This window comes from Streptomyces sp. NPDC002640, assembly GCF_053592575.1.
Map to the genome: position 1 here is coordinate 124604 of NZ_JBSFVZ010000008.1, position 26616 is coordinate 151219.

General features: G+C 74.4%; 25 protein-coding genes. 13 read left to right on the plus strand and 12 right to left on the minus strand.

Annotated features, from left to right (window positions below):
- Window positions 1-7 precede the first annotated feature (7 nt).
- Together ACWD3O_RS13230 and ACWD3O_RS13235 are read right to left on the minus strand one after the other, a co-directional pair.
- The gene (locus ACWD3O_RS13230) at window positions 8-1177 is read right to left on the minus strand and encodes an STM4014 family protein (RefSeq protein WP_451415918.1); all 1170 of its coding nucleotides are present in this window, start codon (window positions 1175-1177) and stop codon (window positions 8-10) included.
- Window positions 1174-2121, minus strand: a complete 948-nt coding sequence (locus tag ACWD3O_RS13235; protein ID WP_451415919.1) for an STM4015 family protein — start codon at window positions 2119-2121, stop codon at window positions 1174-1176. Before ACWD3O_RS13235 ends, ACWD3O_RS13230 begins: the two co-directional genes overlap by 4 nt.
- A gap of 182 nt (window positions 2122-2303) precedes the next feature.
- Here ACWD3O_RS13235 and ACWD3O_RS13240 point away from each other — a divergent pair, with 182 nt between their 5' ends.
- Window positions 2304-2630, plus strand: a complete 327-nt coding sequence (locus ACWD3O_RS13240; protein ID WP_451413060.1) for a hypothetical protein — start codon at window positions 2304-2306, stop codon at window positions 2628-2630.
- Window positions 2631-2691: 61 nt separating this feature from the next.
- Window positions 2692-3735: a DUF6745 domain-containing protein gene (locus tag ACWD3O_RS13245; RefSeq protein WP_451415920.1), complete on the plus strand. Its 1044-nt coding sequence runs from the start codon at window positions 2692-2694 to the stop codon at window positions 3733-3735.
- 13 nt (window positions 3736-3748) lie between these two features.
- On the opposite strand, the gene ACWD3O_RS13250 is transcribed toward ACWD3O_RS13245, so the two are convergent.
- The 3 genes from ACWD3O_RS13250 to ACWD3O_RS13260 all read right to left on the minus strand — a co-directional run bounded on the left by ACWD3O_RS13250 (window position 3749) and on the right by ACWD3O_RS13260 (window position 7779).
- The gene (locus ACWD3O_RS13250; protein WP_451415921.1) at window positions 3749-4789 is read right to left on the minus strand and encodes an alcohol dehydrogenase catalytic domain-containing protein; all 1041 of its coding nucleotides are present in this window, start codon (window positions 4787-4789) and stop codon (window positions 3749-3751) included.
- A gap of 284 nt (window positions 4790-5073) precedes the next feature.
- Complete coding sequence (locus ACWD3O_RS13255; protein WP_451415922.1) at window positions 5074-6831, minus strand: GAF domain-containing protein; 1758 nt, start codon at window positions 6829-6831, stop codon at window positions 5074-5076.
- A 267-nt stretch (window positions 6832-7098) separates the two neighbouring features.
- Window positions 7099-7779 (minus strand): response regulator transcription factor, encoded by a 681-nt coding sequence (locus tag ACWD3O_RS13260; RefSeq protein WP_356134753.1) that lies wholly within the window; start codon window positions 7777-7779, stop codon window positions 7099-7101.
- Window positions 7780-7981: 202 nt separating this feature from the next.
- Between ACWD3O_RS13260 and ppdK the strand changes: the two genes are divergently transcribed.
- The 3 genes from ppdK (at window position 7982) to ACWD3O_RS13275 (ending at window position 11962) form a co-directional block, all read left to right on the plus strand.
- The gene (gene ppdK, locus ACWD3O_RS13265) at window positions 7982-10729 is read left to right on the plus strand and encodes a pyruvate, phosphate dikinase (protein WP_451415923.1); all 2748 of its coding nucleotides are present in this window, start codon (window positions 7982-7984) and stop codon (window positions 10727-10729) included.
- 224 nt (window positions 10730-10953) lie between these two features.
- Window positions 10954-11529: a pyridoxamine 5'-phosphate oxidase family protein gene (locus tag ACWD3O_RS13270; RefSeq protein WP_451415924.1), complete on the plus strand. Its 576-nt coding sequence runs from the start codon at window positions 10954-10956 to the stop codon at window positions 11527-11529.
- Window positions 11530-11608: 79 nt separating this feature from the next.
- Complete coding sequence (locus ACWD3O_RS13275) at window positions 11609-11962, plus strand: DUF779 domain-containing protein (RefSeq protein WP_451415925.1); 354 nt, start codon at window positions 11609-11611, stop codon at window positions 11960-11962.
- Between the two features lie 44 nt (window positions 11963-12006).
- On the opposite strand, the gene ACWD3O_RS13280 is transcribed toward ACWD3O_RS13275, so the two are convergent.
- The 4 genes from ACWD3O_RS13280 to ACWD3O_RS13295 all read right to left on the minus strand — a co-directional run bounded on the left by ACWD3O_RS13280 (window position 12007) and on the right by ACWD3O_RS13295 (window position 15633).
- Entirely contained in the window at window positions 12007-12201 is a 195-nt protein-coding gene (locus ACWD3O_RS13280; protein WP_356134745.1) for a hypothetical protein, read from the minus strand.
- Window positions 12202-12362: 161 nt separating this feature from the next.
- Window positions 12363-13481 (minus strand): acyl-CoA dehydrogenase family protein, encoded by a 1119-nt coding sequence (locus tag ACWD3O_RS13285; RefSeq protein WP_451412706.1) that lies wholly within the window; start codon window positions 13479-13481, stop codon window positions 12363-12365.
- Complete coding sequence (locus tag ACWD3O_RS13290) at window positions 13478-14659, minus strand: acyl-CoA dehydrogenase family protein (protein ID WP_451415926.1); 1182 nt, start codon at window positions 14657-14659, stop codon at window positions 13478-13480. The genes ACWD3O_RS13285 and ACWD3O_RS13290 overlap by 4 nt, the downstream gene beginning before the upstream one ends.
- On the minus strand, window positions 14656-15633 hold the full coding sequence (locus tag ACWD3O_RS13295) for an NADPH:quinone oxidoreductase family protein (RefSeq protein ID WP_451415927.1): 978 nt from the start codon (window positions 15631-15633) through the stop codon (window positions 14656-14658). Before ACWD3O_RS13295 ends, ACWD3O_RS13290 begins: the two co-directional genes overlap by 4 nt.
- Before the next feature lie 169 nt (window positions 15634-15802).
- Here ACWD3O_RS13295 and ACWD3O_RS13300 point away from each other — a divergent pair, with 169 nt between their 5' ends.
- The 4 genes from ACWD3O_RS13300 to ACWD3O_RS13315 are packed head-to-tail and all read left to right on the plus strand — an operon-like array spanning window position 15803 to window position 19491.
- Entirely contained in the window at window positions 15803-17344 is a 1542-nt protein-coding gene (locus tag ACWD3O_RS13300) for an ATP-dependent DNA ligase (RefSeq protein WP_451415928.1), read from the plus strand.
- The gene (locus ACWD3O_RS13305) at window positions 17341-17832 is read left to right on the plus strand and encodes an NUDIX domain-containing protein (protein WP_451415929.1); all 492 of its coding nucleotides are present in this window, start codon (window positions 17341-17343) and stop codon (window positions 17830-17832) included. Before ACWD3O_RS13300 ends, ACWD3O_RS13305 begins: the two co-directional genes overlap by 4 nt.
- Before the next feature lie 14 nt (window positions 17833-17846).
- On the plus strand, window positions 17847-19232 hold the full coding sequence (locus tag ACWD3O_RS13310) for an NADP-dependent succinic semialdehyde dehydrogenase (RefSeq protein WP_451415930.1): 1386 nt from the start codon (window positions 17847-17849) through the stop codon (window positions 19230-19232).
- A gap of 25 nt (window positions 19233-19257) precedes the next feature.
- Window positions 19258-19491, plus strand: coding sequence for a DUF6213 family protein (locus ACWD3O_RS13315; RefSeq protein ID WP_356134732.1), 234 nt, complete (start codon window positions 19258-19260; stop codon window positions 19489-19491).
- A gap of 42 nt (window positions 19492-19533) precedes the next feature.
- Here the strand turns inward: ACWD3O_RS13315 and ACWD3O_RS13320 are convergent, their stop codons facing one another.
- Window positions 19534-20637: a hypothetical protein gene (locus ACWD3O_RS13320; protein WP_451415931.1), complete on the minus strand. Its 1104-nt coding sequence runs from the start codon at window positions 20635-20637 to the stop codon at window positions 19534-19536.
- A 127-nt stretch (window positions 20638-20764) separates the two neighbouring features.
- Here ACWD3O_RS13320 and ACWD3O_RS13325 point away from each other — a divergent pair, with 127 nt between their 5' ends.
- The 3 genes from ACWD3O_RS13325 to ACWD3O_RS13335 are packed head-to-tail and all read left to right on the plus strand — an operon-like array spanning window position 20765 to window position 23694.
- Entirely contained in the window at window positions 20765-21865 is a 1101-nt protein-coding gene (locus ACWD3O_RS13325) for a type III polyketide synthase (protein ID WP_451412713.1), read from the plus strand.
- A gap of 46 nt (window positions 21866-21911) precedes the next feature.
- Window positions 21912-23135: a cytochrome P450 gene (locus ACWD3O_RS13330; protein ID WP_451412714.1), complete on the plus strand. Its 1224-nt coding sequence runs from the start codon at window positions 21912-21914 to the stop codon at window positions 23133-23135.
- 7 nt (window positions 23136-23142) lie between these two features.
- Window positions 23143-23694 carry a cupin domain-containing protein gene (locus ACWD3O_RS13335; RefSeq protein ID WP_451412715.1) on the plus strand — a complete coding sequence of 184 codons (552 nt, stop codon included), beginning with the start codon at window positions 23143-23145 and terminating at the stop codon, window positions 23692-23694.
- A gap of 58 nt (window positions 23695-23752) precedes the next feature.
- Here the strand turns inward: ACWD3O_RS13335 and ACWD3O_RS13340 are convergent, their stop codons facing one another.
- The gene (locus tag ACWD3O_RS13340) at window positions 23753-24982 is read right to left on the minus strand and encodes an acyl-CoA dehydrogenase family protein (protein WP_451415932.1); all 1230 of its coding nucleotides are present in this window, start codon (window positions 24980-24982) and stop codon (window positions 23753-23755) included.
- A 223-nt stretch (window positions 24983-25205) separates the two neighbouring features.
- On the opposite strand from ACWD3O_RS13340, the gene ACWD3O_RS13345 reads away from it, so the two are divergent.
- Window positions 25206-25853 carry a TetR family transcriptional regulator gene (locus ACWD3O_RS13345; RefSeq protein WP_356134722.1) on the plus strand — a complete coding sequence of 216 codons (648 nt, stop codon included), beginning with the start codon at window positions 25206-25208 and terminating at the stop codon, window positions 25851-25853.
- 137 nt (window positions 25854-25990) lie between these two features.
- On the opposite strand, the gene def is transcribed toward ACWD3O_RS13345, so the two are convergent.
- Window positions 25991-26530: a peptide deformylase gene (def, locus tag ACWD3O_RS13350; RefSeq protein WP_451415933.1), complete on the minus strand. Its 540-nt coding sequence runs from the start codon at window positions 26528-26530 to the stop codon at window positions 25991-25993.
- Window positions 26531-26616 lie beyond the last annotated feature (86 nt).

Below are 26616 nucleotides of genomic sequence, written 5' to 3' on the forward strand. Positions count from 1 at the left end.
GTCCGGCTCAGGTGCGGGCGGTGGGGGCGAAGGCTGCGGTAGCTGCGGGGGCATCGTGGTTCCTCGGGCTGTGCGGTGGTACGGGGACGGGCGCGCCGCGCAGGGCGGCGCGCACCTGGGCGGCGTAGGTGTCCAGGCCCTCGGCGCCGCTGCCGGGGAGCCCGGTGAGGCGGGGCAGCAGGTCGCCGAAGGCGTTGACCTCGCCGACGGCGAAGCGCCGCCAGCCGACGGCCGGCAGCAGGTCGACGCCCACGCACAGGGTGCGCGGGAAGCAGGCGGCGGCCCGTTCGCAGACGGCGAGCAGGCGGCCCAGGTCGCCGCCCGCGGTCTCGACGGCGGCGCGGACCGCCGCCAGGTCCCCCCGCTCGCCGCCGAGGTGGAGGTTGGTCAGGGGCGACCGGCTGGTGCGCACCACGGCGTGGGTGGCCCGCCCGGCCACGACCACGACCCGCAGGTCGCAACTGCGGCCGCCGAGCGCCGCCTTGGGCACCCAACGTTCGAGGTGCAGCCCGTCCGGCGCGAGCGTGTCGACGACGGCGGCGATCTCCCGCTCGTCGTGCAGGACTCTCAGCCGCAGCGAGTTGAACAGCCGTCCGTCGTCGGCCCGTTCCACCGAGGTGGTGGCGCGGATCCGGCCTCCGGAGGCGGTCTCCACGGCCAGCACCCCGGAGGCCGAGGAGCCGTGGGCGAGCTTGAGGAACACCCGGGGCATGCGGTGCTCGCGCATCAGGGCGCGCGCGTCCTCCCAGCCGCGCACCGGTGCCGCCGACGGGCCGGAGGTCGGTGACGCGGGCACCGGCACCCCGGCCTCCCGGAGCACGGCGTGGCAGCGGCGCTTGTCGAAGAGCACCGCCAGTTCGTCCACGTCGTCCAGCCTCCGGCCGCCGGTGAGCGTGCGGGCGGCGGCGGTGAACCGCCGGTACCAGCGCGCCGAGCCCTCGACCCGGGTCGGGTCGGTGACGTCCCGCAGCAGCCGGTCGACCTCCGGGTTCTCCCCCGGCGAGTCGATCCGGACGGTCTCCTCGGGCCCGAACGCCGCCCCCGCGTCGCGGAGCACGTCCACCCACGGCACCACCCGCGGCGCGGGCAGCCCGGCGGAGCGCACGGCGGCGGAGAACAGCGCCACCCTGCGGTTCTCCGGGTTGCCCACGACCGCGAAGCGGGTCGCCCGGCTCACTCGGCCACGGCTATGTAGCGGCGGTCGCCGTCCCTGTCGGAGCCGGCGCGGTCCTCCCCGAGATCGACGGCCACACCGGCCGGCTCCAGCGCCTCGCGGAGGCGGGTCTGCATCTCCGAGCCGATGTAGTGGTGGTGCAGGTCCAGCTTCCTGAGGTGGGTCAGCGGCTGGCCCGCGAGCAGGGCGGCCGCGCCCTCGTCGGACAGGGTGCCCATGGACAGGTCCAGCACCTCGAGCCGGGGGACGACGGCGGCTCCCGCCAGCGCCTCGGCGATCCGGTCCTCGATCACGCTGTTGCGCAGTGCCAGGTACCGCAGCGAGGGCAGCCGGGCGCCTTCGAGGATCGGCCGGAGGTCGTCGACTTCGGCGGTGCCGCCGTACCAGTCCGAGCCGAGCCAGAGGTCGAGGTTCTCCAGGGCGGGGAAGTCGCCGGCCGCGATGGACCGGACGACTTCCGCACCGAGCCCGCCGGTCTCCACGACCAGGCTCTCCAGCCGCTCGTGCCGCAGCGACGGGAAGGCCAGTTCCTTGCCGCCGCGGACGCCGAACCAGCGCAGCCCGGGGAAGCTCCGCAGCAGCGGCGTGACGTCGCACTGCGTGATCCAGGAGATCTCCGACTCCTCGAAGGTCATGTCACCGACGAAGAGCGCGCGGAGGCCGGTGAGCCGGTCCGCGGCCGCGACGATCGCCTCGACGACCTCCTTGCTGGACTCCTCGTAGGCGTCCGTCCACCCGCCGACGATCAGGGCGCGCACCCGGGAGAGGTCCACCGTGTCCGCGAACCGGGTGAAGGCCTCGGGCCAAGACTCCTCCGGCTCGTCGATCTCGACCGCGATGCGCCAGGCGACCGTCTCCGGGTCCGGAAGCCCGGTCTCCTGCCCCGCCTCCGGGAAGGTGAACGCGGGCAGTCCGTACAGCTCGTCCAAGTGGTCGTTGACGGTCATGCGCCTCTCCTGACGATCCCCGGTTCGAACAGCGGAATGCCGATCTGTCAGAAGTTCTACCAAGGGCCACCGACAGCGCCGACGCCGGGGACGCCCGGCGGCCGGGCGTTGTCGGTGGCGGCTCCTACTGTCGAAGACGTGTCCGGGTGGCGAGCCCGGAGCGGCGGCGAGGGGAGAGCTCTGTGTACCGGCAGGGAGACGTGCTGATCGTGCCCGTCGAGGGGACGGCGGTGCCGCGCCACGCGGTGGACGCCCCGGGCGAGGCCAGGGACGCGCGGGGTCGGCTGGTGCTGGCCCTGGGCGAGGTGACCGGCCACGCCCACGCGGTGGTCGGCGCGGGCCGACTCGTGCGGGAGAGCGGGCCGTTCGGTCCGCTGCTGCTCCATCTCCCCGAGGGGGGACGGGTGGTGCACGAGGAGCACGCGGCGATACCGCTGCCCAAGGGGTGGTTCCGGGTGATCCGGCAGCGGGAGTACGTGCCCGGTTCGGTGCGGCTGGTCGCGGACTGAGCACGGGCCGGGCGGAGCGGCAGGGGCGACAGGGCGGGAGGACGGAAGGATGACGATGACGATGACGACGACGGACACCGGGGCCGCCGTGGCGGTCGATCGGGTGGCGCGGTGGCGCGGCACGGCGGCGGGCACGGGGCCGGCGGACCGTGCGGCGGCCGAGGAGGGCCTGCGGCTGGCCTACCGCAGGGCAGGTCTGGCCGGGCCGGAGCGCGTGCTGTGGGCCGGCTCTCCGCGTGAGGCGATGCGGATGCTACTCGCGGCCGAGGCGGGAGGGCTCGGCCGCAGCGTGCGCGAGGCGGTGCGGACGGCGCCGTGGGCCGCGGAACGGGAGGCGCTCACCGCGCGGTTGGGCCCGGCCGGCTGGAGCGCGCACTGGGCGGCGACGGGCGGGCGGCTGTGGGACACCACGCGCGTCCTGACGGACCGGATCACCGAGGCGGTGACCGAGGAACTGTCCGGGGACGACGCGGCGTCCCGGACCCGGATACGCCTGCTGATGCTCGACGCGGTGCTGGGGCAGCACGACGCGGCCTGGCTGGCCGCCTTCGACACGGACCGCGCGCCGCTGGACGGTCTGGCCGCGGTGGCCCGGCACGCCGGCTGGTGGTGGCCCTACGAGCACGCGGCCGTCCTCTGCGAGCGGCCGGTGGAGCTGCACCGGGACGAGAACGGGCGGCTGGACCGGGGGGACGGGCCCGCCCTCGCGTTCCCGGACGGGTTCGCGCTGTACGCGTGGCGTGGCATGCCGGTGCCGGCGGAGTTCCTCTCCGGGCTGTCGTCGCTGACGCCGGAGCGCATACGCGACGAGGAGAACGCCGAGCTGAGGCGGGTGATGCTGGAGCACTACGGGTACGACCGGTACCTCGCGGACTCCGGGGCGCGTCCGGTGCACCGGGACGGGACGGGGGTGCTGTGGCGGATCGGACTCCCCTCCGACGAGCCGGTGGTGATGGTGGAGGTGGTCAACTCCACGGCGGAGCCGGACGGGACGTTCCGCACGTACTGGCTGCGGGTCCCGCCGCGGACCCGGACGGCGCGTGAGGGCGTCGCCTGGACCTTCGGCCTCGCCGCCGACGCGTACGCGCCCCTCCGGGAGACCTGACGCCGGGGGCCGGTCAGGTGGCGGAGAGGGCGACCTTGAGGGCGTCGGTCTCCCCCGCGCGGCCGAACACGTCGTAGGCCTCGTCCATCTCGTGGAGCCCGAACCGGTGGGTGATGAACCCGCCGACGTCCAGCCCTCCGGAGGCGACCATCTTCAGCAGGGTCGGCGTGGTGCTGGTGTCGACCAGCCCCGTGGTGAGGGTGATGCCCTTGATCCACAGGTCCTCGAGGTGGAGCGTGACCGGCGCCCCGTGCACGCCCGCGTTGGCGATGTGGCCCCCGGGCCTCACCAGTTCGGCGCACTGCTCGAAGGTCGCCGGGATGCCCACCGCCTCGATGGTGACGTCCGCGCCCAGCCCTTCGGTCAGCTCCAGGACCTTGGCCTTGACGTCCTCCTCGGGCGAGAAGGCCACGTCCGCCCCGTGCCGCAGCGCGGCCTCCCGCCGCTGCGCGGCCGGGTCGACGGCGATCACCTGGCGGGGGCCGAACAGCTTGGCGGTGGTCATCGCGGCCAGGCCGACGGGCCCGGCGCCCACCACCACGACCACGTCGCCCGGCGAGACGCGGCCGTTGAGCACGCCGATCTCGTACGAGGTCGGCAGGATGTCCGCCAGCAGCAGCGCGTCCTCGTTCGAGACGCTGTCGGGCAGCTTGTAGGTGGAGGTGTCGGCGAACGGCACCCGCACGTACTCGGCCTGCACGCCGTCGATGAGGTGGCCGAGGATCCAGCTCCCGCCGCCGGTGCAGAGGCTGTAGCGGGCCTCGCGGCAGAAGCGGCAGCGGGCGCACGAGGTGATGCAGGAGATCAGCACCCGGTCGCCGGGGGCGACGTTGGTGACCGAGTCGCCCACGCTCTGCACGGTGCCGACGGCCTCGTGGCCGAGGATCCGTCCGTCCTTCACGGCCGGGACGTCGCCCTTGAGGATGTGCAGGTCGGTGCCGCAGATGGTGACCGCGTCGACCTTGATCACCGCGTCGGTGGGGTCCTGGACGACGGGGTCGGGGACGTCCTCCCAGGAACGCCTGCCGGGTCCGTGGAACACGAGCGCCTTCATGGGTGTGGCCTCCTGAGCTCGGTCGGGCGCCCCCCGCACCAGGCTAGGGACCGTCGGGCCCACCCGCACCCGCACGGCACCGGGCCCCGCACGGCATCCCCTGGCGTCCGGACCCGGCCCGCACCGCTCGGCACACGGCCCCGCGGCCGCACGGCACCGGGCGCCCCGCACGGCACCCACGGCCGCAGGTCACCCGCGCCCGCACGGCGCCAGGACCGGCACGGCACGCGCACCCGCGCACCCGCGCACCCGCACCCGCACCCGCACCCGCACCCGCCGTGCCGTCACCCCCGCAGCGGCGCCCGCCACACCCGTCGGGTGCCGCCGCCGGGCGTCCGCTCGACGGTCGGTTCCCCGCCGAGCCCTCCGGCCCGCCCCGTCAGGTCCTCCGGCCCGCCCCGCGGGGGCCGCCCGGGAGGGCCGGAGCCGTCGTCGGTGACCGTGAGGGTGACCTGCCTGCCGGACGTCTCCAGCACCACGTCGGCCCGGCGGGCCCCCGCGGCCCGGGCGACGTCGGCCAGCGCCTCCGTGAGCACGGCGACCACCTGGTCCGCGAGGGCCGCGGGGACGTCGTTGTCGAGCAGGCCCTCGGTGCGGACGCTCGGGGTGAACCCCAGCTCCCGCGCCGCGTCGGCCACGGTCCGCACCACCCGGGAGCGGAGTCCGGCGCCGGTGATCTCGTCCCGGGAGCGCAGTCCGAAGATGGTCGACCGGATGATCTTGATGGTCTCGTCGAGGTCGTCGACCGCGTGCATCACCCGTTCGGACGCCTCGGGGTGGTCGATGAAGCGGCCGGCGCTCTGCAGCGTCATCCCGGTGGCGAAGAGCCGCTGGATGGCCAGGTCGTGCAGGTCGCGGGCGATCCGGTCGCGGTCCTGCAGCATGGCGATCTGTTCGGCCTCACGGCGCCGGTCGGCCAGTTCCATCGCCACCGCCGCCTGCGCGGCGAAGCCCTGGAGGGACTCGATCTCGGTCGCGTTGAAGGCGCTGCGGCCGGTCTCGCGCACCAGCAGCACGACACCGCGCACGTCGGCGGCGCCGCTGCCGATGGGCAGCGCGACCGCCGGGCCCATCCCGGCCGTCCGGGGCAGCGCGGAGAGCGCCTTGGCGTCCTTGGCGACGTCGTGCACCACCACCGGCCGGCCGGTGGCGTAGGCCCTCCCGATCAGGCTGTCGTCCTGCGCCGGCACCAGCCCGCGGTACTCCTCGGCGTCCTCGCCGAAGGCCAGTTCCAGCACCAGCGACCCGGTGCCCTCCACCGGCACCGCGACGACGGCGATCTGCGCGCCGGTGACCTCGTGGGCCCGCTCGGCGATCAGCGCCAGCGCCTCGCCGCGGTGACTGCCGGACATCAGGCTGCGGGTGATCTCCGCGCTGGCCCGCAGGAGCCGCTGGCGCAGCAGCGACTCCTCGTAGAGCCGCGCGTTCTCGATGGCCACCCCGGCCGCCACGGCCAGGGTGGAGAGCACGGCGACGTCCTCGTCGTCGAACTTCTGCCCGTTGCCCTTCTCGGTCAGGTAGAGGTTGCCGAAGACCTTGTCGCGGACCCGGATCGGCACACCGAGGAAGCTCTCCATGGCCGGGTGGTTGGTGGGGAAGCCGAAGGACTCGGGGTGGTCGGAGAGCCGGTCCAGGCGCAGCGGCTCGGGGTGCCGGACGAGCTGGCCGAGGATGCCATGCCCGGCGGGGAAGCTGGCGATCCGGGCGATGTGGTCCTCGTCGACGCCGACCATGTAGAAGGAGGAGAGCCCTTCGCCGTCGGGGGTGAGGACGCCGAGGGCGCCGTACCGGGCGTCGACCAGGACGGTGGCGGACTCCACGACGCCGCGCAGCACCTGTTCCAGGTCGAGCTCGCGGCCGACCGAGAGCACCGCCTCCAGCAGGCTGTGGATGCGGTCGCGGGTGCCGCGGGCCGCCTGGAGACGGCCCTGGAGCTCGTCCAGCAGGTCGTCCAACCGCAGGTGGGGCAGCCGCACCTCGCGGGTCGGGTCGTCCACGCCGTCCACCGCAGTGTCCTCCCCGTCGGTCTGCGGTCCGCCCACCGTGACCGCATATGCCAACGGTAGCGGCCGGGCAGGCGCACACGGTACGGGGTGCGTGGATCGCCGACAAGATCGGTTATGGGCCGCCGGTGCGGCGCACCGAGACGCACCGAGGCGCTCCGCACTGCGGACCCGATTCGGACCGAGCGGACCGAGGCGGGCAAGGCGGGCCGCACCGGACCCGAGCCGGGCCGGGCCGCCGCGCCAAACCCGAACCGGACCGAGCCGGATGGAGGCCGGTCGCGTGGCGGACCGCCCGCGTCGGGCCTACCGGTGCCCGTCGCGGAGCTGCGTGGCGATGACGGCGGCCTGGACCCGCCGCTCCACCCCCAGCTTGGCCAGGAGCCGGGAGATGTGGTTCTTGACCGTCTTCTCGGCGAGGAAGAGCCGTTCGCCGATCTGCCGGTTGGTGAGCCCCTCGCCGATCAGGTCCAGGATCTCCCGCTCCCGCTCGGTGAGGTCGGGCAGCCGCTGTCCGGCGGGCCGCCGGTTCTCCTCGCCGCGCAGCCGGCGCATCAGCCGCGCGGTCGCCGAGGGGTCGAGCAGCGAGCGCCCGGCGGCCACCGCGCGCACCGCGGCGACCAGGTCGGAGCCCTGGATCTGCTTGAGCACGTACCCCGCCGCCCCGGCCATCACGGAGTCCAGCAGGGCCTCGTCGTCGTCGAAGGAGGTGAGCATCAGGCAGGCGAGGTCCGGCATGCGGGAGCGCAGCTCCCGGCATACGCTCACCCCGTCGCCGTCGGGCAGCCGGACGTCCAGCACGGCCACGTCCGGGCGGAGCGCGGGAGCCCGGACGAGGGCCTGGGCCACCGTGGCGGCCTCGCCGACCACGGTCACGTCCGGCTCGTCGTTCAGGAGGTCGTGCACCCCGCGCCTGACCACCTCGTGGTCGTCGAGAAGAAAGACCCGGATCGGGCTCGCGGGGCCGGCCGGCCGGCTGTCCGCCATCGGTTCGCTCCTTGTCGTTCGGCAGGGTGTCCCACAACGATCATGCCTCGGTCCCGGACCGCCGGGCCAGGGCCGGTCGGCCCCGGCCAGGGACCATGCGGCCCCGGCCATGGACCACGCGGCCCACGGAGCCCGCGACGCGGCCCGCGGAGCCCCGTGCGCAGCCGCCCGCAGAGCCCGTACGACATCGAGGAGCAGCGCCATGGTCCGTTACGTCTACGACTTCACGGAGGGCGGCCGGGAGATGGCCGGCCTGCTCGGCGGCAAGGGGTCGAACCTGGCCGAGATGACCCGGATGGGCCTGCCGGTGCCGCCCGGTTTCGTGATCACCACGGAGGCGTGCCGCGCGTTCCTGGCCACCGGGTCGGAGCCGGACGGGATGGCCGGGGAGGTGGCCCGCCATCTGGCGGCCGTGGAGGAGTCGGCCGGGCGGACGCTGGGCCGGGCGGACGATCCGCTGCTCCTGTCGGTGCGCTCCGGGGCCCGGTTCTCGATGCCGGGGATGATGGAGACCATCCTGGACGTCGGTCTCAACGACGAGTCGGTGCTCGGTCTGGCCCGGGTCTCCGGCAGCGAACGGTTCGCCTGGGACTCCTACCGGCGGCTGCTGCAGATGTTCGGGGCGACGGTGATGGGGGCGCCCGCGGTCCGTTTCGAGGAGGCGCTGGACGCCCTCAAGCGGGCCCGCGGCGCGCGCAGCGACCTCGACCTGGACGCGGACGACCTGGCGGAGCTCGCGGACACCTTCAAGGACGCCATCCTGCGGGAGACCGGCGAGGCGTTCCCCCAGTCCCCCGCCGAGCAGCTGCGCCGCGCGATCCTCGCGGTCTTCGCGTCCTGGAACGGGGAGCGGGCGCGGCTCTACCGTCGGCGCGAGCGCATCCCGGACGACCTCGGCACGGCGGTCACCGTGCAGCGGATGGTCTTCGGCAACCTGGGGCCGGACTCGGGCAGCGGCGTCGCGTTCACCCGTGACCCGGCGACCGGCAGGCCGGGGGTCTACGGCGACTACCTGCCCGACGCGCAGGGCGAGGACGTGGTGTCCGGCATCCGCAACACGGTGCCGCTGGCCGACCTCGAGCGGCTGGATCCGGCCTCGTACCGGCGGCTGCTGGAGATCATGGAGACCTTGGAGCGGCACTACCGGGACCTCTGCGACATCGAGTTCACCATCGAGCGCGGCCGGCTCTGGATGCTGCAGACCCGGGTCGGCAAGCGGACCGCGGAGGCGGCGTTCGCGATCGCGGACGCGCTGGCGGAGGAGGGACTGATCGACCGCCGGGAGGCGCTGTCCCGGGTGAGCGGCGAAGGGCTGGCCCGGCTGATGTTCCCCCGCTTCGACGCGGAACGCACGCCCGAACCGCTGGCCCGCGGGGTGGCCGCCTCACCGGGTGCGGCGGTCGGGGCGGTGGTCTTCGACTCGGCGGAGGCGGCGCGGCGGGCGGCGGCCGGCGAGAGGGTGGTGCTGGTCCGGCAGGAGACGAACCCCGACGACCTGCCCGGCATGGTGGCGGCGCAGGCGATCCTCACCAGCCGGGGCGGCAAGACCAGTCACGCGGCGGTGGTGGCCCGGGGCATGGGCAAGGTCTGCGTGTGCGGGGCGGAGGAGCTGGTGGTGGACACCGCGCGCCGTCGCGCGACGGCGCCGGACGGCACGGTCCTCGAGGAGGGCCGGGTGGTGTCGGTGGACGGCTCGTCCGGCGCGGTGTACCTCGGCGAGGTGCCGCTGGTGCCCTCGGAGGTGATGCGCCGCCTGGAGGCGGGAGAGGACGCCGCGGCGGCCGGGGACGGCCTGGTGGGGGCGGTGAGCCGGGCGCTGGAGCAGGCGGACGCGGTGCGGCGGCTGGAGGTGCGGGCCAACGCGGACACGCCGGAGGACGCGGCGCGTGCCCGCCGCTTCGGGGCGCGGGGCATCGGCCTGTGCCGGACGGAGCACATGTTCCTGGGCGAGCGGCGGCATCTGGTGGAGGAGATGATCCTGGCCCGCACGCCGAGGGAGCGGGACCGGGCGCTGGACGCCCTGCTGCCGCTCCAGACCGACGACTTCACGCGCATCCTGGAGGCCATGGACGGCCTGCCGGTCACCATCCGGCTGCTGGACCCGCCGCTGCACGAGTTCCTGCCCGACCGGGTCGAGCTGGCGGTGCGGGTGGCCACCGCCGCGGCGCGCGGGGAGCGGCCCGGGCAGCGCGACATGGAGCTCCTCGAGGCCGTCGACCGGATGCACGAGGACAACCCGATGATGGGCCTGCGGGGTGTCCGGCTGGGCCTGGCGGTGCCCGGTCTGGTGGGGATGCAGGTGCGGGCGGTGGCCTCCGCGGTGGTGGCGCGCACCCGGGCCGGCGGAGATCCGCGCGCCGAGATCATGGTGCCGCTGGTCGGTGACGTCGAGGAACTCCGGCTGGTGAAGGCCGAGGTGGAGCGGGTGCTGGCCGAGGTGCGCCTGGAGTCCGGCGTGCCGGTGGACTGCCCGGTCGGCACCATGATCGAGCTGCCGCGCTCCGCGCTGACCGCCGGCCCGATCGCCGGGGAGGCCGCGTTCTTCTCCTTCGGCACCAACGACCTCACCCAGACCACCTGGGGGTTCTCCCGCGACGACGTGGAGTCCGAGTTCTTCCCCGCCTACCTCGACCGCGGCGTCTTCGCCGTCTCCCCCTTCGAGACGCTGGACGAGGAGGGGGTGGGCCGGCTGGTGCGGATCGCCGTCGAGGAGGGGCGGCGGGCGCGGCCCGGCCTGCAGATCGGGGTCTGCGGCGAGCACGGCGGCGACCCGGCGTCCGTCCACTTCTTCCACGCGGCGGGGCTGGACTACGTCTCCTGCTCCCCGTTCCGGGTGCCGGTGGCACGGCTGGAGGCGGGCCGCGCGGCCCTCGGCGACGACGAGGCGGACCAAGCCGACGGAGACGGCGGGGACGGCGAGGACGGGCCTGAGCGACGGTGGCCGCGCTGACGACAGCGGCCGCCCGAGGACCATGCCTGCCTGACGACGCCCGCGTGCCGACGGTGACCGTGTGCCGACGGTGACCGCGGGGACAGCAGGTGACCGCGGACGGGGCCGTGGTGGCGTGCGACGGGGCCGAAGGACCCTGGCGTACGAGTGTGGCGCCCTGTTGCATGGAGGCCCGACCACCCCCGGTCCGCGCCGGGCCCCGGCCCCGACCTCTGGACACGCTCATGCACCTCGACAAGGCCACCCCGCGCACCGCGACGGCAGACGGTGGCGGTCCCGCTGAGCCCTCCGCGGGCGCCAGGCTCCACCGCCCCCGAGCCAACGGCGCCAAGGCCCACCCCCCGGAGGCCCTCGGCCATGAGCTCCGCGTCGAGGCCCGCCGGAGCATCCCCCTCGACGCGGCGGAGGCGCTGCGGCTGATGGCGACCGTGTCGCTGGGCCGCCTGGTCTTCACCCGGCAGGCACTGCCGACCGTCCGCCCGGTCAGCCACCTGCTGGACGACGGCCACATCGTCATCCGCACCCCGGACGCCGCGGCACTGCTGCCCCGGGGGCTGCCGGACGGCGGGCCCGGCGTGGTGGTGGCGTACGAGGCGGGCTCCCTGGACCCGCGGACCCACCTGGGCTGGAGCGTCTCGGTCACCGGCTACGCGCTGCCGGTGGAGGACGCCGCGGACCTGGAGCGCTACCGCTCGCTGCTGCGTCCGCTGGGCCCCTCGCACGCCCAGCGCCCGGTGCGGATCCGCCCCGAGCTGATCAGCGGGGTGCTGCTGGTCCGGGAGGACGGCGGCGCCGACTGACCGGGCCGGCACGACCGACCCACACCGCCCGGCCCGCGGCGCAACGTGGTCGCAACCTCGGACCCGCTGGGATGGCGACATGGACGACGACACCGCACGTGTGGAGCTCACCGAGGAGGCGGCCCGCCTGGTGCGGCGGCTGAGCGAGCTGCACGGGCCCCTGATGTTCCACCAGTCCGGAGGCTGCTGCGACGGCAGCGCCCCGATGTGCTACCCGGAGGGCGAGTTCCGCATCGGGGACTCCGACGTCCGCCTCGCCGAGCTGCGCGTCGACGGCGTGGAGCGGCCGGTGGGGTTCTGGATGTCCCGCTCCCAGTACGAGCTCTGGCGGCACACCCGGCTGATCGTGGACGTCGTCCCCGGCCGGGGCAGCGGCTTCTCCCTGGAGGCCCCGGAGGGCGTCCGCTTCCTGATCCGCTCCCGGCTGCTCTGAGGACCGCGCGGCACCCGGGTCGCGCGCGGCCAGGTTCCGTGCGGTCACGGATGGAGGCCGCTGACGATCTCCGTCGTGGCGGCCAGCCCGTTGTGGATGGTCGGGGCCATGCTGGTGCCGGCCAGGCAGAACCCGAGCAGCACGCAGATGGTGGCGTGCGAGAGCTTGAGCGATCCGCAGCGCAGCAGGATGGCGGCCAGGATCAGCAGCAGGACCACCACAGAGATGGAAATGGCCATCAGGAAATCTCCTCCACTGCGCGCCCGTTTCACGGCTTTCGGCCGCAAGTGTGGCGCAATGGGAGGAACGGGCGAGTGGTTGACGTGTCCGCCGAACGTGTGGTGTTCCCCGGGCGGGGGCGGCGGGCCGGGTGAACGGCCCGCCGCCCCGGGGTGGCTCGTCAGGCCGACGGCCCCGGCAGGTCGACCAGTTCGGCCAGGCGTTCCTTGTGCCGTCCGGCGGCGCCGTAGGCGAGGGAGTCGGCCTTGGCGCGCTTGAGGTACAGGTGCGTCGGGTGCTCCCAGGTCATGCCGATGCCGCCGTGGAGCTGCACCGCCTCCTCGGTCGCGTGGACGGCGACCCGGCTCCCGTACACCTGGGCGACGGCGACCGCCACCCCGGCGTCCTCGCTGCCGGTGGCCAGCGCGTCGGCGGCGTTGCGGGCGGTGGCGCGGAGGTTGACCACCTCGAGCCAGATCGCGGCCAGCCGGTGCTTGAGCGCCTGGAAGCCGCCGACCTGCCGGTTGAACTGCCGCCGTTCCTTCAGGTAACCGACGGTCCCGGTCAGCACCCGCTCGGCGACGCCGAGTTGCTCGGAGGCGAGCAGCCCGGCCCCGGACCGCAGGGCGCGCGCGACGGCGCCGGAGGCGTCGTCGCCGACGCGCGAGGCGGCCGCCCCGGCGAGGGTGACGGTGTCCACCGGTCGCGTCAGGTCGAGGGAGACCCGCGGCGTCACGGTGACGCCGTCGGCCGTCGTGTCGACCGCGTACAGGGCGCCGTCCTCGCCCGGCACCAGCAGCACGTCGGCGGCCTGCGCGTCGGCGACGCCGGTGAACTCGCCGTGCAGCGTGCCGTTCTCGACCCGGGCGGTGCGCGGGGTGTCGCCGGGGGCGGTGTTCAGGGCGACGGCGAGGACGCCGACCGTCCGGCCGGAGGCGAGGGCGGCGAGCAGCCGGTCCGCCTCCTCGCCGGAGCAGGCCAGCAGCGCCTCGGTGGCCACGACGGCGCTGGTCAGGTACGGCACCGGCGCGACGGCGCGGCCGAGTTCCTCCAGTACGACGGCCGCCTCCCGGTGGCCGGCGCCCTGGCCGCCGCGCTCCTCGGGGACGAGCAGCCCGGCCAGGCCCATGTCCTCGGCGAGGCTCTTCCACAGCGTCCGGTCGTGCGGTTCGCCGGACTCGGTGCGGGCGAGCACGGCGGACTGCTCGCACCGGTCGGCGAGCAGGTCGCGGACGGCGGCGCGGAGGTCTTCCTCCTCCTGCGAGTACAGCAGGTCCGGGGTGGTGGCGGGGGCGCTCATCGGGCCAGGTCCTTCCAGGCGACGTCCTTGTCGGTGCGCGGTTCGCCGGGCAGGCCCAGCACGCGTTCGGCGACGATGTTCAGCAGGACCTCGCTGGTCCCGCCCTCGATGCTGTTGCCCTTGGCGCGCAGGTAGCGGTATCCGGCGTCGCGGCCGGTGAAGTCGACCTTGTCGGGGCGGACCATCGTCCAGTCCTCGTACAGCAGGCCTTCCTCGCCGAGGAGTTCGACCTCGAGTCCGCTGATCTGCTGGTTGAGGCGGGCGAAGCCCAGCTTCATCCCGGCGCCCTCGGGTCCGGGCTGTCCGGCGACCAGTTGCTGGCGCAGCCGCGCGCCGGTGAGGCGGGCCGCCTCGGCCTCCACCCACAGGTCGAGCAGCCGCTGGTGCAGGTCGTGGGTGCGCAGCTCCGGGCGTTCGCGCCAGGTGGCGGCGGCCTTGCCGATCATGCCGCCCTCGCGGGGGATCGGCGATCCGCCGATGGCGACGCGCTCGTTGTTGAGGGTGGTCTGCGCGACCCGCCAGCCGTCGCCGACCTCGCCGAGGCGACGGTCGTCGGGGATGCGGACGCCGCTGAGGAAGACCTCGTTGAACTCGGCCTCGCCGGTGATCTGGCGCAGCGGGCGGACCTCGACGCCGGGGTCGGTCATGTCGCAGACGAAGTAGGTGATGCCGCGGTGCTTGGGCACGTCCGGGTCGGTGCGGGCGATCAGGATGGCCCAGCGGGCGGCGTGGGCGCTGGAGGTCCACACCTTCTGGCCGTCGACCACCCAGTCCTCGCCGTCCCGGACGGCGCGCGTGCCGAGGGCGGCGAGGTCGGATCCGGCGCCGGGCTCGCTGAAGAGCTGGCACCAGACCTCCTCGCCGAGCCACAGCGGGCGCAGGAAGCGCCGCTTCTGCTCCTCGGTGCCGTACTGGAGGATGGTCGGCGCGGCCATGCCGAGGCCGATGCCGATCCGGCGCGGGTCGTTGCCGGGGGCCCCGGCGGCGGCCAGCTCGGCCTCGACCACGGACTGCAGGGTGCGCGGCAGACCGAGGCCGCCGAGTCCCTCGGGGAAGTGGACCCAGGCCAGGCCGGCGTCGAAGCGGGCCTCCAGGAAGGCCTTGCTGTCGGTGGTGGCGGGCGGGTGCGCGGCCAGGAGCTCCCGGGTCCGGCGGCGCAGGTCGTCGGCGCCGGTCATGCCGCGGCTCCGTTCTCCAGCGAGGGGACGACCACGACCCGGCCGGTGGTGGCGCCTTCCCAGACCCGCTGCACGGCGTCGGCGGCGGCGCTCAGCGGCACCCGCTCGCTCACCACCGGCCGGACGGCGCCGGTGGCGGCCAGCTCGGTCAGCTGCTCGTGGCAGTGCTGGACCAGCTTGGGGTCCTTGGTGTTGTACAGGCCCCAGTGCAGGCCGAGGATGGAGTAGTTCTTCACCAGCGCGTGGTTGAGCGCGGCGTTCGGGATGGTGCCGCTGGCGAAGCCGACGACCACGATGCGGCCCTCGAAGGCGACCACCTTGGTGGACTGCCGGAACGCCTCGCCGCCGACCGGGTCGTAGATCACGTCGGCGCCGCGGCCTCCGGTGACCTCCTTGACGGTGGCGATCACGTCCTGGGTCTTGCGGTCGATCACCACGTCGCAGCCCAGCTCGCGGGCGACGGCGGCCTTCTCCTCGCCGCCCACCACGCCGATGACGGTGGCCCCGGCGGCCTTGCCGAGCTGGACGGCGGCGGTGCCGACGCCGCCGGAGGCGGCGTGCACCAGCAGGGTCTCGCCGGCCTGGAGCGCGGCGCGCCGGTGCAGGCCGAACCAGCCGGTCTGGTAGCCGATGTGCAGCGCGGCGGCCTCCGCGTCGTCGAGCGCCTCGGGGGCGGGGAGCAGGCCGCGGGCGTCGGCGAGGGCGTACTCGGCGAAGCCGCCTTGCGGCAGCACGGCGGTCGCCAGGACCCGCCGGCCGTCCTCCGTCTCGCCGCAGAACTCGAGGCCGGGAGTGAAGGGCAGCGGGGGCCGCACCTGGTACTCGCCCCGGCACATCAGGGCGTCGGGGAAGTTGACGTTGGCGGCGCGCACCTTGAGCAGGACCTGGCCGTCCCCCGGCCGGGGCGGTTCGGCCTCCACCGGGCGCATCACCTCTCGGGGTGCGCCGTTCTCGTGCACGTGCCATGCCTGCATGGTGGGCCTCCCACGGGTGCCGGTGTTCTTGCCGACGTCGCTGACCGTCACCGACGCCGTCGCTGTCGTCCCGCCGCGCATACTAAGCGGTCGCTTGCGCCCAGGGAACCCTCCGGGAGAAGGAACCGCCGAGCGGGATGAGCGGGCTCGCGCTGGGAACCTGGACGGCATGCTGCTGGTGCGTGTTGCCGCCGTTTCGCGCGAGGTCGCCGCCACCTCCTCACGGTCCCGGAAGAAGGCGCTCCTCGCCGGGCTCTTCAGCGAGGCGGAGCCCGAGGACGTGCCCGTGGTGATCCCCTACCTGGCGGGCCGGCTGCCCCAGGGCCGGCTGGGCGTCGGCTGGAAGACCCTCGGCAACCCCGTCTCCCCCGCGGACGAGCCCTCCCTCACCGTGCTCGGCACCGACCGTGAGCTCAGCGCGCTGAAGTCCGTCGCCGGCCCCGGCGCGCAGGCCGAACGCGCCCGCCTGGTGACCTCCCTGATGTCGCGCGCCACCGAGGAGGAGCAGGCCTTCCTGGTCGCCCTGCTCACCGGCGAGGTCCGTCAGGGCGCGCTGGACGCCGCCGCCGCGGACGGTCTCGCCGAGGCCTCCGGCGCCGCCCCGGAGGACGTCCGCAGGGCGGTGATGCTGGCCGGCGGGCTCGCCCCGGTCGCCGAGGCGCTGCTGGCCGACGGCCCGCCCGCCCTGGACCGCTTCCGCCTGACCGTGGGCAGCCCGGTGCTGCCGATGCTCGCGCAGAGCGCCCCCTCGGCCACCGAGGCGGTCGCCCGGCTGGGCGGCCCGGCCGCCGTCGAGGAGAAGCTGGACGGCATCCGCGTGCAGGTCCACCGCGACGGCGACACGGTGCGCGTCTTCACCCGCACCCTGGACGACATCACCGACCGCCTCCCCGAGGTGGTCGCCGCGGCCCACGAGCTGGGCGGCGAGCGGCTCATCCTGGACGGCGAGGTGATCGCCCTGGACGAGCGGGGCCGCCCCCGCCCCTTCCAGGAGACCGCCGGGCGGATCGGCTCCCGCACCGACGTCGCCACCGCCGCCCGCGCGGTGCCGGTCTCCCCCGTCTTCTTCGACGTCCTCCACGTGGACGGCCGCGACCTGCTGGACCTGCCGTCCGCCGAGCGTCACGCCGAGCTGGCCCGGCTGACGCCCGAGCCACGGCGGGTGCGGCGGCTCGTGGTGGAAGGGCCCCGGGAGGCGGCCGAGGCGGAACGGTTCCTCGCCGCCACGCTGGAGCGCGGCCACGAGGGCGTGGTGGTGAAGTCGCTGGACACCCCCTACAGCGCCGGCCGCCGCGGGGCGGGCTGGCTGAAGGTGAAGCCGGTGCACACCCTCGACCTGGTGGTGCTCGCCGCGGAATGGGGCCACGGGCGGCGGGCCGGGAAGCTCTCCAACCTGCACCTGGGCGCCCGCACCGCGGACGGCGGCTTCGCGATGCTCGGCAAGACCTTCAAGGGCATGACCGACGAACTGCTCCGCCGCCAGACCGAGCGGTTCCAGGAACTGGCCGTGGAGCACCACCCCTGGGGCGTCACCGTCCGCCCCGAACAGGTGGTGGAGATCGCCTACGACGGCATCCAGCGCTCGAGCCGCTACCCGGCGGGCGTCGCCCTCCGCTTCGCCCGGGTGCTGCGCTACCGGGACGACAAGCCGGCCGCCGAGGCCGACACCGTGGAGACCCTGCTCGCCGCCCACCCCGGGGTCACGCCGTGAGCGGTCCCCGCAGCGCCGGGCTGCTGCTGCACCGCCGGGGCGCGGACGGCGGCGTCGAGGTGCTGCTGGGCCACATGGGCGGCCCCTTCTTCGCCCGGCGCGAGGCCGGTGCCTGGACGATCCCCAAGGGGGAGTACGACGAGGACGAGGAGCAGCCGTGGGCCGCGGCGCGGCGCGAGTTCCGGGAGGAGCTGGGGCTGGAGCCGCCGGACGGGCCCGCGGTGCCGCTGGGCGAGGTCCGCCAGGCGGGCGGCAAGAGGGTGACCGTCTGGGCGGTGGAGGCGGACCTGGACCCGGCGGCCGTCGTACCGGGCACCTTCGAGCTGGAGTGGCCGCGCGGCTCGGGACACACGCGCGTCTTCCCCGAGCTCGACCGCGTCGCCTGGCTGCCCGTCGACCGGGCGGCCGACCTGGTGGTGAAGGCGCAGGCGGAGTTTCTCCGCCGCCTCGCTGAGCACTCGCACGGAAGCGAACCGCACAGCGAGTGAGGAGTTGGTCGGGCATGCCCATCGCCACCGTGAACCCGGCGACCGGCGAGACGGTCCGGACGTTCGACGCGATCGACGCGGACGAGGTGGAGCGCAGGCTCGCCGCGGCCGACGCGGCCTTCCGGTCCTACCGGACCACCTCCTTCGGGGAGCGCGCACGGCTGCTGCACCGGGCCGCCGACCTGCTGGAGGCGGAGGCCGAGGAGATCGCCCGGACGGTCACCACCGAGATGGGCAAGCCGGTGAAGCAGGCCCGCGCGGAGGCCGCCAAGTGCGTCAAGGCGATGCGCTGGTACGCGGACCGCGCCGAGGCGCTGCTGGCCGACGAGCACCCGGACCCGGCCGACGTGGCGGACTCCGGCGGCTCACGGGCGGTGGTGCGCTACCGGCCGATGGGGCCGGTGCTGGCGGTGATGCCGTGGAACTTCCCGCTCTGGCAGGTGGTCCGGTTCGCCGCGCCCGCCCTGATGGCCGGCAACGTCGGCCTGCTCAAGCACGCCTCGAACGTCCCGCAGACCGCCCTCTACCTGGACGGCCTGTTCCGCCGGGCCGGCTTCCCGGAGGGCTGTTTCCAGACGTTGCTGATCGGCTCCGCCGACGTCGAGAAGGTCGTGCGGGACCCGCGGGTGCGGGCCGCCACCCTCACCGGCAGCGAGCCCGCCGGGCGCGCGGTGGCCGCGGCCGCCGGCGACGAGATCAAGCACACAGTGCTGGAGCTGGGCGGCAGCGACCCGTACGTGGTGATGCCCTCCGCCGACCTCGACCGGGCGGCCGAGGTGGCCGTCACCGCGCGCACCCAGAACACCGGCCAGTCCTGCATCGCCGCCAAGCGGTTCATCGTGCACGCCGACGTCTACGACGCCTTCGCCGAACGGTTCGTCGCGGGCATCCGCGCCCTGCGGACCGGCGACCCGCTGGAGGAGGCCACCGACGTGGGCCCGCTCTCCTCCGAGAAGGGCCGCGCCGACCTCGAGGAACTGGTCGACGACGCGGTGGCGCAGGGCGCCGAGGTGCTCTGCGGCGGCCGCCGCCCCGACGGGCCGGGCTGGTTCTACGAGCCGACGGTGCTGGCCGGCATCACCCCGAAGATGCGCGTCCACCGCGAGGAGACCTTCGGCCCGGTGGCCACGCTGTACCGGGCGGCCGACCTGGACGAGGCGGTCGACATCGCCAACGACACCTCTTTCGGGCTGAGTTCCAACGTCTGGACGGACGACGAGGCGGAGGTCGAACGCTTCGCCCGCGACCTGGAGGCGGGCGGCGTCTACGTCAACGGGATGACGGCCTCCCATCCGGCGTTCCCGTTCGGCGGAGTGAAGCGGTCCGGCTACGGACGGGAGCTTTCCGGCCACGGGATCCGGGAGTTCTGCAACATCACCACCGTTTGGCACGGAGCGTGACCCTTACGGGTCTACCATCCCCTTTGTGAACCGCGAAGTGACACTCCCCCTGATCGTCGACAACCGCGGCACGTTGCAGGTGGCGGCCGCCGATGTCAGCAAGCTGCTGCGTACGGTCGGCGGGCGGTGGTTGCGGCTGGTCGAGGACGGCCGGGACGACCTGGACGAGGACACCGTGGCGGCGCTGACCATCGAACTCGCCAAGCTGGCCGACCGGATCGACGTGGCCTGCATCGCCCACAGCAGCGACCGCCCCTGACGTCCGACCGCCGCCTGCGACCGGCTCCGCCCCGACGCTCCGCTACCCGTCGACCAGCGCGTCCCAGAATCCGGCCTCGTACGCACGCAGCAGACGGCCGTGCCTCCGCACGGCCGCCTCGTCGATCCGCCCCGCCTCCGCCCACTCCTGGACCGCGGCCAGCACCGTCTCCTCGTGCTCCGGGGACGGCGCGGCGAACAGGTCGAAGAAGGCGCACGCCCTGTCGTCCAGCCCGTAGTGCTCCCGCAGGCCCGTCGCGATCCGGCCGCAATAGCCGCCCCACGCCGAGAAGTTGGCGGCCAGCGCCAGCACGGTGCCGGCCGGGGCGGCGTTGAGCGCCAGCCAGGCGACGAAGGCCGGGTAGGCCTGGCAGCCGGGCCGCAGGGCGTAGCCCCCGCCGGCCCCGCCCCCCGTCCGGTCCACCCGTCCCCCGCCCGCTCCCGCTCCCGCGCCGACCCCGCCGCCCTCCCGCCCGTCCCGGGCCTCGCCGAGCCCCCGCCCCTCCCCGTTCCCGCCGTTCTGGCCGATCCCGCCGACCGTGCCGGCCCCGCTGCCCGTGCCGCTCCCGCCGGCCGTGCCGATTTCGCCGCCCGTGCCGTTCTCGCCGGCCTCGCTGCCCGTGCCGGCCCCGCCGCCCGAGCCGTTCCCGCCGTTCCCGCCGGCCTCGCCACCCGTGCCGCTCTCGCCGACCGTGCCGACCCCGCCGCCCGTGCCGTTCCCGCCGGCCTCGCTGCCCGTGCCGTTCCCGCCGGCCTCGCTGCCCGTGCCGTTCCCGCCGGCCGTGCCGATTTCGCCGCCCGTGCCGTTCCCGCTGGCCCCGCCGCCCGTGCCGTTCCGGCCGTCCTGGCCCACCGCGCCGACCGCCCGGGCGAAGTCCTCCAGCCGCGCCGCGGCCACCTCCTCGCCCCGCGCCAACTCGGCGTAGTAGGCGGCGCACCGGGGCATCCCGGCCGCCCGCTCGGCGAGCCGCAGGAAGGCCCGCCGGTCGGCCGCGACCACCGCCCGCTCCTCCAGCGCCAGCGCCCGCAGCAGCTCCGGGGCGGCCTCGCCCCGTTCGATCAACGGCACCGCGCGGTTGGCCGCGGGGTCGGGCGCGAACTCCGCCCTGGCCCCCTCCAGCAGTTCCCCGGCCGTCCACCGCGTCATCCCGCTCTCCCGTCCTCGCTCCTGCCGTCACCCTTCCCCGGTTGGACCACCACCGCGCGAATTCCGCGCCCCGGCGGGTGAGGCTGGGGGATGCACCGCCACACCCCACGAAAGCAGGTGCGCCCACATGGCCACGTTGTGCAAACCCTCGGTGTCCGTGCCGGAGCACGTGATCACGATGGAGGAGACGCTCGAACTGGCGCGCTCCCGTCACCATGACCACCCGCAACTACCCCTCGCCCTGCGGCTGATCGAGAACACCGGGGTCCGTACCCGGCACATCGTGCAGCCGATCGAGGAGACCCTGAAGCACCCCGGCTTCGCGGACCGCAACAAGATCTACGAGGCCGAGGCCAAGTCCCGAGTGCCCGCCGTCGTGCGGGAGGCCCTGGACAACGCCCAGGTCCGGCCGGAAGACATCGACGTCATCCTGTACGTCTCGTGCACGGGCTTCATGATGCCCTCGATGACGGCCTGGCTGATCAACGAGATGGGCTTCCCCTCCACGACGCGGCAGATACCGATCGCCCAGCTCGGCTGCGCGGCCGGCGGAGCCGCCGTCAACCGGGCACACGACTTCTGCACCGCCTACCCGGAGGCCAACGCGCTGATCGTGGCGTGCGAGTTCTGCTCGCTCTGCTACCAGCCCACCGACCTCGGTGTCGGCTCCCTGCTGTCCAACGGCCTGTTCGGCGACGGCATCGCCGCGGCCGTGGTCCGCGGACGGGGCGGCACCGGCATGCGCCTGGAGCGCAACGGCTCGTACCTGATCCCCAGGACCGAGGACTGGATCTCGTACGACGTCCGGGCGACCGGCTTCCACTTCCTGCTGGACAAGCGGGTGCCCGGCACCATGGAGCCGCTGGCCCCCGCCCTGCACGAGCTGGCCCAGGCCCACAGCTGGAACGCCTCCGACCTGGACTTCTACATCATCCACGCCGGCGGGCCGCGCATCCTCGACGACCTGAGCAAGTACCTGCGCGTCGAGCCGCACGCCTTCCGGTTCAGCCGGGCCACCCTCACCGAGTACGGGAACATCGCCAGCGCCGTCGTCCTGGACGCGCTGCGCCGCATGTTCGACGAGGGCGGGGCCGAGGACGGCGCCCGTGGCATGCTGGCCGGCTTCGGTCCCGGCATCACCGCGGAGATGTCGATCGGCAGCTGGCAGGTCGACAGCGCCTCCACGGCACGGAACGCGGCGGACCGGGCGCTGGGAGTGCCGGCGTGACACGCCGACGACGGGGTCCGAGACCCGGACGGAGACGACAGCAGAGATGACCTCCACCACCGACGAGGCGACCGCCTCGGCCCTTCCCCCGGTACGGGACTGGCCGGCGGTCGACCTGCACGGCGCCGACTTCGACCCGGTCCTCACCGAGCTGATGCGCGAGGGCCCGGTCACCCGGATCTCGCTGCCCAACGGCGAGGGCTGGGCCTGGCTCGTCACCCGCTACGACGACGTCCGCGCCGTGACCAACGACCCGCGGTTCAGCCGGGCCGAGGTGATGGGCCGCCCGGTCACCCGGCTGGCCCCGCACTTCATCCCCGGGTCCGACGCGGTCGGCTTCCTCGACCCGCCGGACCACACCCGGCTGCGCCGCTCGGTGGCCTCCGCGTTCACCGCGCGCGGCGTGGAGCGGGTGCGGGAGCGGTCCCGGCTCCTGCTGGACGAGCTGGTGGACGACCTGCTCGCCAAGGGTCCGCCCGCCGACCTCACCGAGGCGGTGCTCGGCCCCTTCCCGATCGCCGTGGTCTGCGAGCTGATGGGCGTCCCGGCCTCGGACCGGGGCCTGATGCACGACTGGACCCAGCGGATCCTGTCCCAGTCCCACGGCGCCGAGGTCAGCGAACGGGCGCGCGAGGACATGGCCGCCTACTTCACCCGGCTGGTGGAGGAGCGGCGGGACAGCGACGGCGAGGACGTCACCTCGCTGCTCGGCGCCGCGGTCGGCCGCGGCGAGATCACCGTGCGGGAGGCCGTCGGGCTGGCGGTGCTGGTGCAGATCGGCGGCGAGGCGGTCACCAACAACAGCGGGCAGATGTTCTACCTGCTGATGACCCGCCCGGAGCTGGCCGAACGGCTGCGCGCCGAGCCCGACGTCCGGCCGCGGGCGGTCGAGGAGCTGCTGCGGTACATCCCGCACCGCAACGCGGTCGGGCTGTCCCGGATCGCCACGGAGGACGTGGAGATCCGGGGGGTGCGGATCCGCAAGGGCGACGTGGTGTACAACTCCTACCTCGCCGCCAACCGGGACCCCGAGGTCTTCCCGGACCCCGACCGGATCGACCTCGACCGCAACCCCAACCCGCACGTCGCCTTCGGCTTCGGCCCGCACTACTGCGTGGGCGGCATGCTGGCGCGGATGGAGTCCCAGCTGCTGGTCGACGCGCTGCTGGACCGGGTGCCGGGGCTGCGGCTCGCGGTGCCGGCCGAGCAGGTGCCGTTCCGCAAGGGCGCGCTGATCCGCGGGCCCGAGTCCCTTCCGGTCACCTGGTGAGCCGCCGATGACCGTGACGGAAGGCCTGCTGGTGCCGCCCGGCGCCGGCCGCACGGTGGCCACGCCCGCCCAGCACGTGACGTTCAAGGTCACGGGCGCGCACTCGCGGACGGCGTCCAGCTTCGAGGTGGTCGTGCCGCCCGGCTTCGACGTCGGCGCGCACGTCCACACCCGCAGCGAGGAGCTGTTCTACGTCCTGGAGGGCGAGCTGGACGTGCTCGCCTTCGAGCCGCGGGTGCGCACGCCGGACAACTGGCGGCACTGGGAGTCCCTCTCGGGCAACCGGGTGGTGCGCGCCACCCCCGGCACGGTGATCGCCGTGCCGCCGGGCTGCCCGCACGCCTTCGCCAACCCGACGGACACCCCGGCCCGGATGTTCTTCCAGGCCGCGCCGCCGCCGGACCACGAGCGGTACTTCGAGGAACTCCTCGAGATCCTCTCGTCCGGCGGCCCGCCCGACGAGGCGGCGATCGAGGCGCTGCGGGCCCGCTACGACATCCAGCAGCTCACCCCGCTCCGCCACGGCGGCGCGGTCCCGGCGGCGGGCGTCACCCCGTGACCGAGGGGGCGCGGGAAGGTTCCCGCGCCCCCTCGGGCGACACCGGAGCGGACCCGGGTCAGCGGACGTGGACGCCGGAGATGGTGCGGGCGATGACCAGGCGCTGGATCTCGCTCGTACCTTCGAAGATCGTATAAATGGCCGCGTCGCGGTGCATCCGCTCCACCGGGTACTCGCGGGTGAAGCCGTTGCCGCCCAGGATCTGGAGCGCCTGGGCGGTGACCTTCTTGGCCGTCTCGCTCGCGAAGAGCTTGGACTGCGAGCCCTCGGCGCCGTCGAACGGCTTGCCGTTGACCGCCATCCAGGAGGCGCGCCACACCAGCAGGCGCGCGGCGTCGACGCTGGTGCGCATGTCGGCCAGCTGGAAGGCCACGCCCTGGTTGTCGATGATCGGGCGGCCGAACTGGACGCGGGTCTTGGCGTACTCCAGCGCGTAGTCGTAGGCGGCGCGGGCGGTGCCGACGGCCATCGCGCCGACCACCGGACGGGAGGCCTCGAAGGTCGCCATGGCGGCGTTCTTCACGCGCTCGCCGCCGGCCTTCCTCGCCTTCTCACGGGAGCGGGCCAGGCGCTCGTCCAGCTTCTCCTTGCCGCCGAGCAGGCAGGAGCCGGGGACGCGCACGTTGTCGAGGATCACCTCGGCGGTGTGCGAGGCGCGGATGCCGTGCTTCTGGAACTTCTGGCCCTGGGAGAGGCCCTCGATGCCCGGCGGAATGATGAACGAGGCGTGGCCCTTGGAGCCGAGCTCGGGGTCGACGACGGCGACGACCACGTGGACGTTGGCGATGCCGCCGTTGGTCGCCCAGGTCTTGGTGCCGTTGATCACCCACTCGTCCTTCGCCTCGTCGTAGACGGCGCGGGTGCGCATGGCGGCCACGTCGGAGCCGGCGTCGGGCTCGGAGGAGCAGAAGGCGGCGACCTTCACGTCGTCCGGCGTGCCGTACATCTGGGGGATCCAGGTGCCGATCTGCTCGTTGGTGCCGTTGGCGAGCACGCCGACGGCGGCGAGGCCGGTGCCCATGATCGACAGGGCGATGCCGGCGTCGCCCCAGAAGAGCTCCTCGGTGGCCATCGGAAGGCCGAGACCGGTCTGGTCGAAGTACTGCTGGGCGTAGAAGTCGAGGGAGTAGATGCCGAGCTTGGCCGCTTCCTGGATGATGGGCCAGGGGGTCTCCTCGCGCTCGTCCCACTCTGCGGCGGCCGGGCGCATCACATCGGCGGCGAACCCGTGGAGCCAGTCCCGGACCTCCTTCTGCTCGTCGTTGAGTTCCATCGTGAACTCGGCCATGACCCCTCCAGTGCTGCGCAACGTGTTACCTGCGGTAACCGCAGTCTGTTACCGGCGGGTAGGAAAGTCAACCCACCGGCTTTTCACCCGTTTCCGCAGGAGGGGGCCCTCGCGGCGGGTGTGGGGAGTACCACGAGTTCCGAGCCGGAGGGCGGTCACGGGCCGATCAGTGTTACTTTGCGCAAGCATCACCGGAAACGCACGGGTGGGGAGAGCACCGACCATGGAGACGACGCAGCAGGGGACCCCCCAGCAGAGGTCCACCGAGCGGCGCCGGCGCGAACTGCTGGAAGCCGCGGACCGGGTGGTGCTCCGCGACGGCCCGGGCGCCTCCATGAACGCGATCGCGGCCGAGGCCGGGATCACCAAGCCGATCCTGTACCGCCACTTCGGCGACAAGGGCGGACTCTACGCCGCACTGGCCCAGCGGCACACCGATGCCCTGCTGGACTCCCTGCGGGCCGCGCTGGACGCGCCGGCCGAGCGGCGGCAGCGGGTGGAGCGGACGCTCGACACCTACCTCGCCGCGATCGAGGCGCGGCCGCAGGTGTACCGGTTCCTGATGCACCCGGCGGACGGCGGCTCCGGCGGCGAGCCCGGGTTCGACGTGGGGCGGCACTCGGCGCCGCTGCTGCGGCGGATGGGCGAGGACCTGGCGCAGGTCATCGAGGAGCGGGTGGACCTGGGGCCGAACGGGCGGCAGCTCGCGCGGGTCTGGGGCCACGGCATCGTGGGCATGATGCACGCGGCGGGGGACTGGTGGCTCGGGGAGCGGCCGTGCCCTCGCGAGGAGCTGGTCCGCAGCCTGGCCGACCTCCTCTGGGGCCGCCTCGCCGACGCCGGCGACCGCGCCGACGGCCCCGCCTTCTGACCTCTCCCCCTGCGCGGCGCCGCCCCTCCGCGAGCGGCCGCGGCGCGGCACAGCGTGCCTACGCGCCGGCCTGCGCCCACCCGTGCCGGCCGGCGGCACGGGTGCCAGCAGGGACGAGGGCCGGCCGCACGTGCGGGTCAGCGGGACCAGGGCGCGCGGGAGGCCTGGCGGAGGAGGCGGCGGTGACGCCAACCGGTGAGGCGGTCGGGGTAGACGAGGCCGTCGAGGTGGTCGCACTCGTGCTGCAGGCACCGCGCGAAGAATCCGGTGCCGACGACCTCCACCGGCTCCCCCGCGGCGGACCGCCCCCGCACGACCGCCCGGTCGAACCGCACCGTCCCCGCCTCCAGCCCCGGCAGCGACAGGCACCCCTCCGGACCCCGCACCGTCACTCCGTCGGCCTCCACCAGCCGGGGATTCACGACATGACCGAGATGGCGGAGGTCCTCGTCGTCCGGGCAGTCGTACACGAAGACCCGCAGCCCCTCCCCCACCTGGTTCGCCGCGAGCCCCACCCCGCCCGCCGCGTACATGGTGGCGAACATGTCCTCGACCAGCCGTTCGAGCTCCGGCCCGAATTCCGTCACCTCCGCGCAAGGCCTGTGCAGCACGGGGTCTCCGTGCAGGGTGAGTGGTCTCACGCGCCCGTCGGCGCCGGGGATCGAACCGTGTCGCATGCCGGTCAGGGTACGGTCACCCCAGGCCATGACGGTTCCGCGCGCCCCCCACGTCCTCCGTCGCAGCCGGTCACGGTGCGATGCCG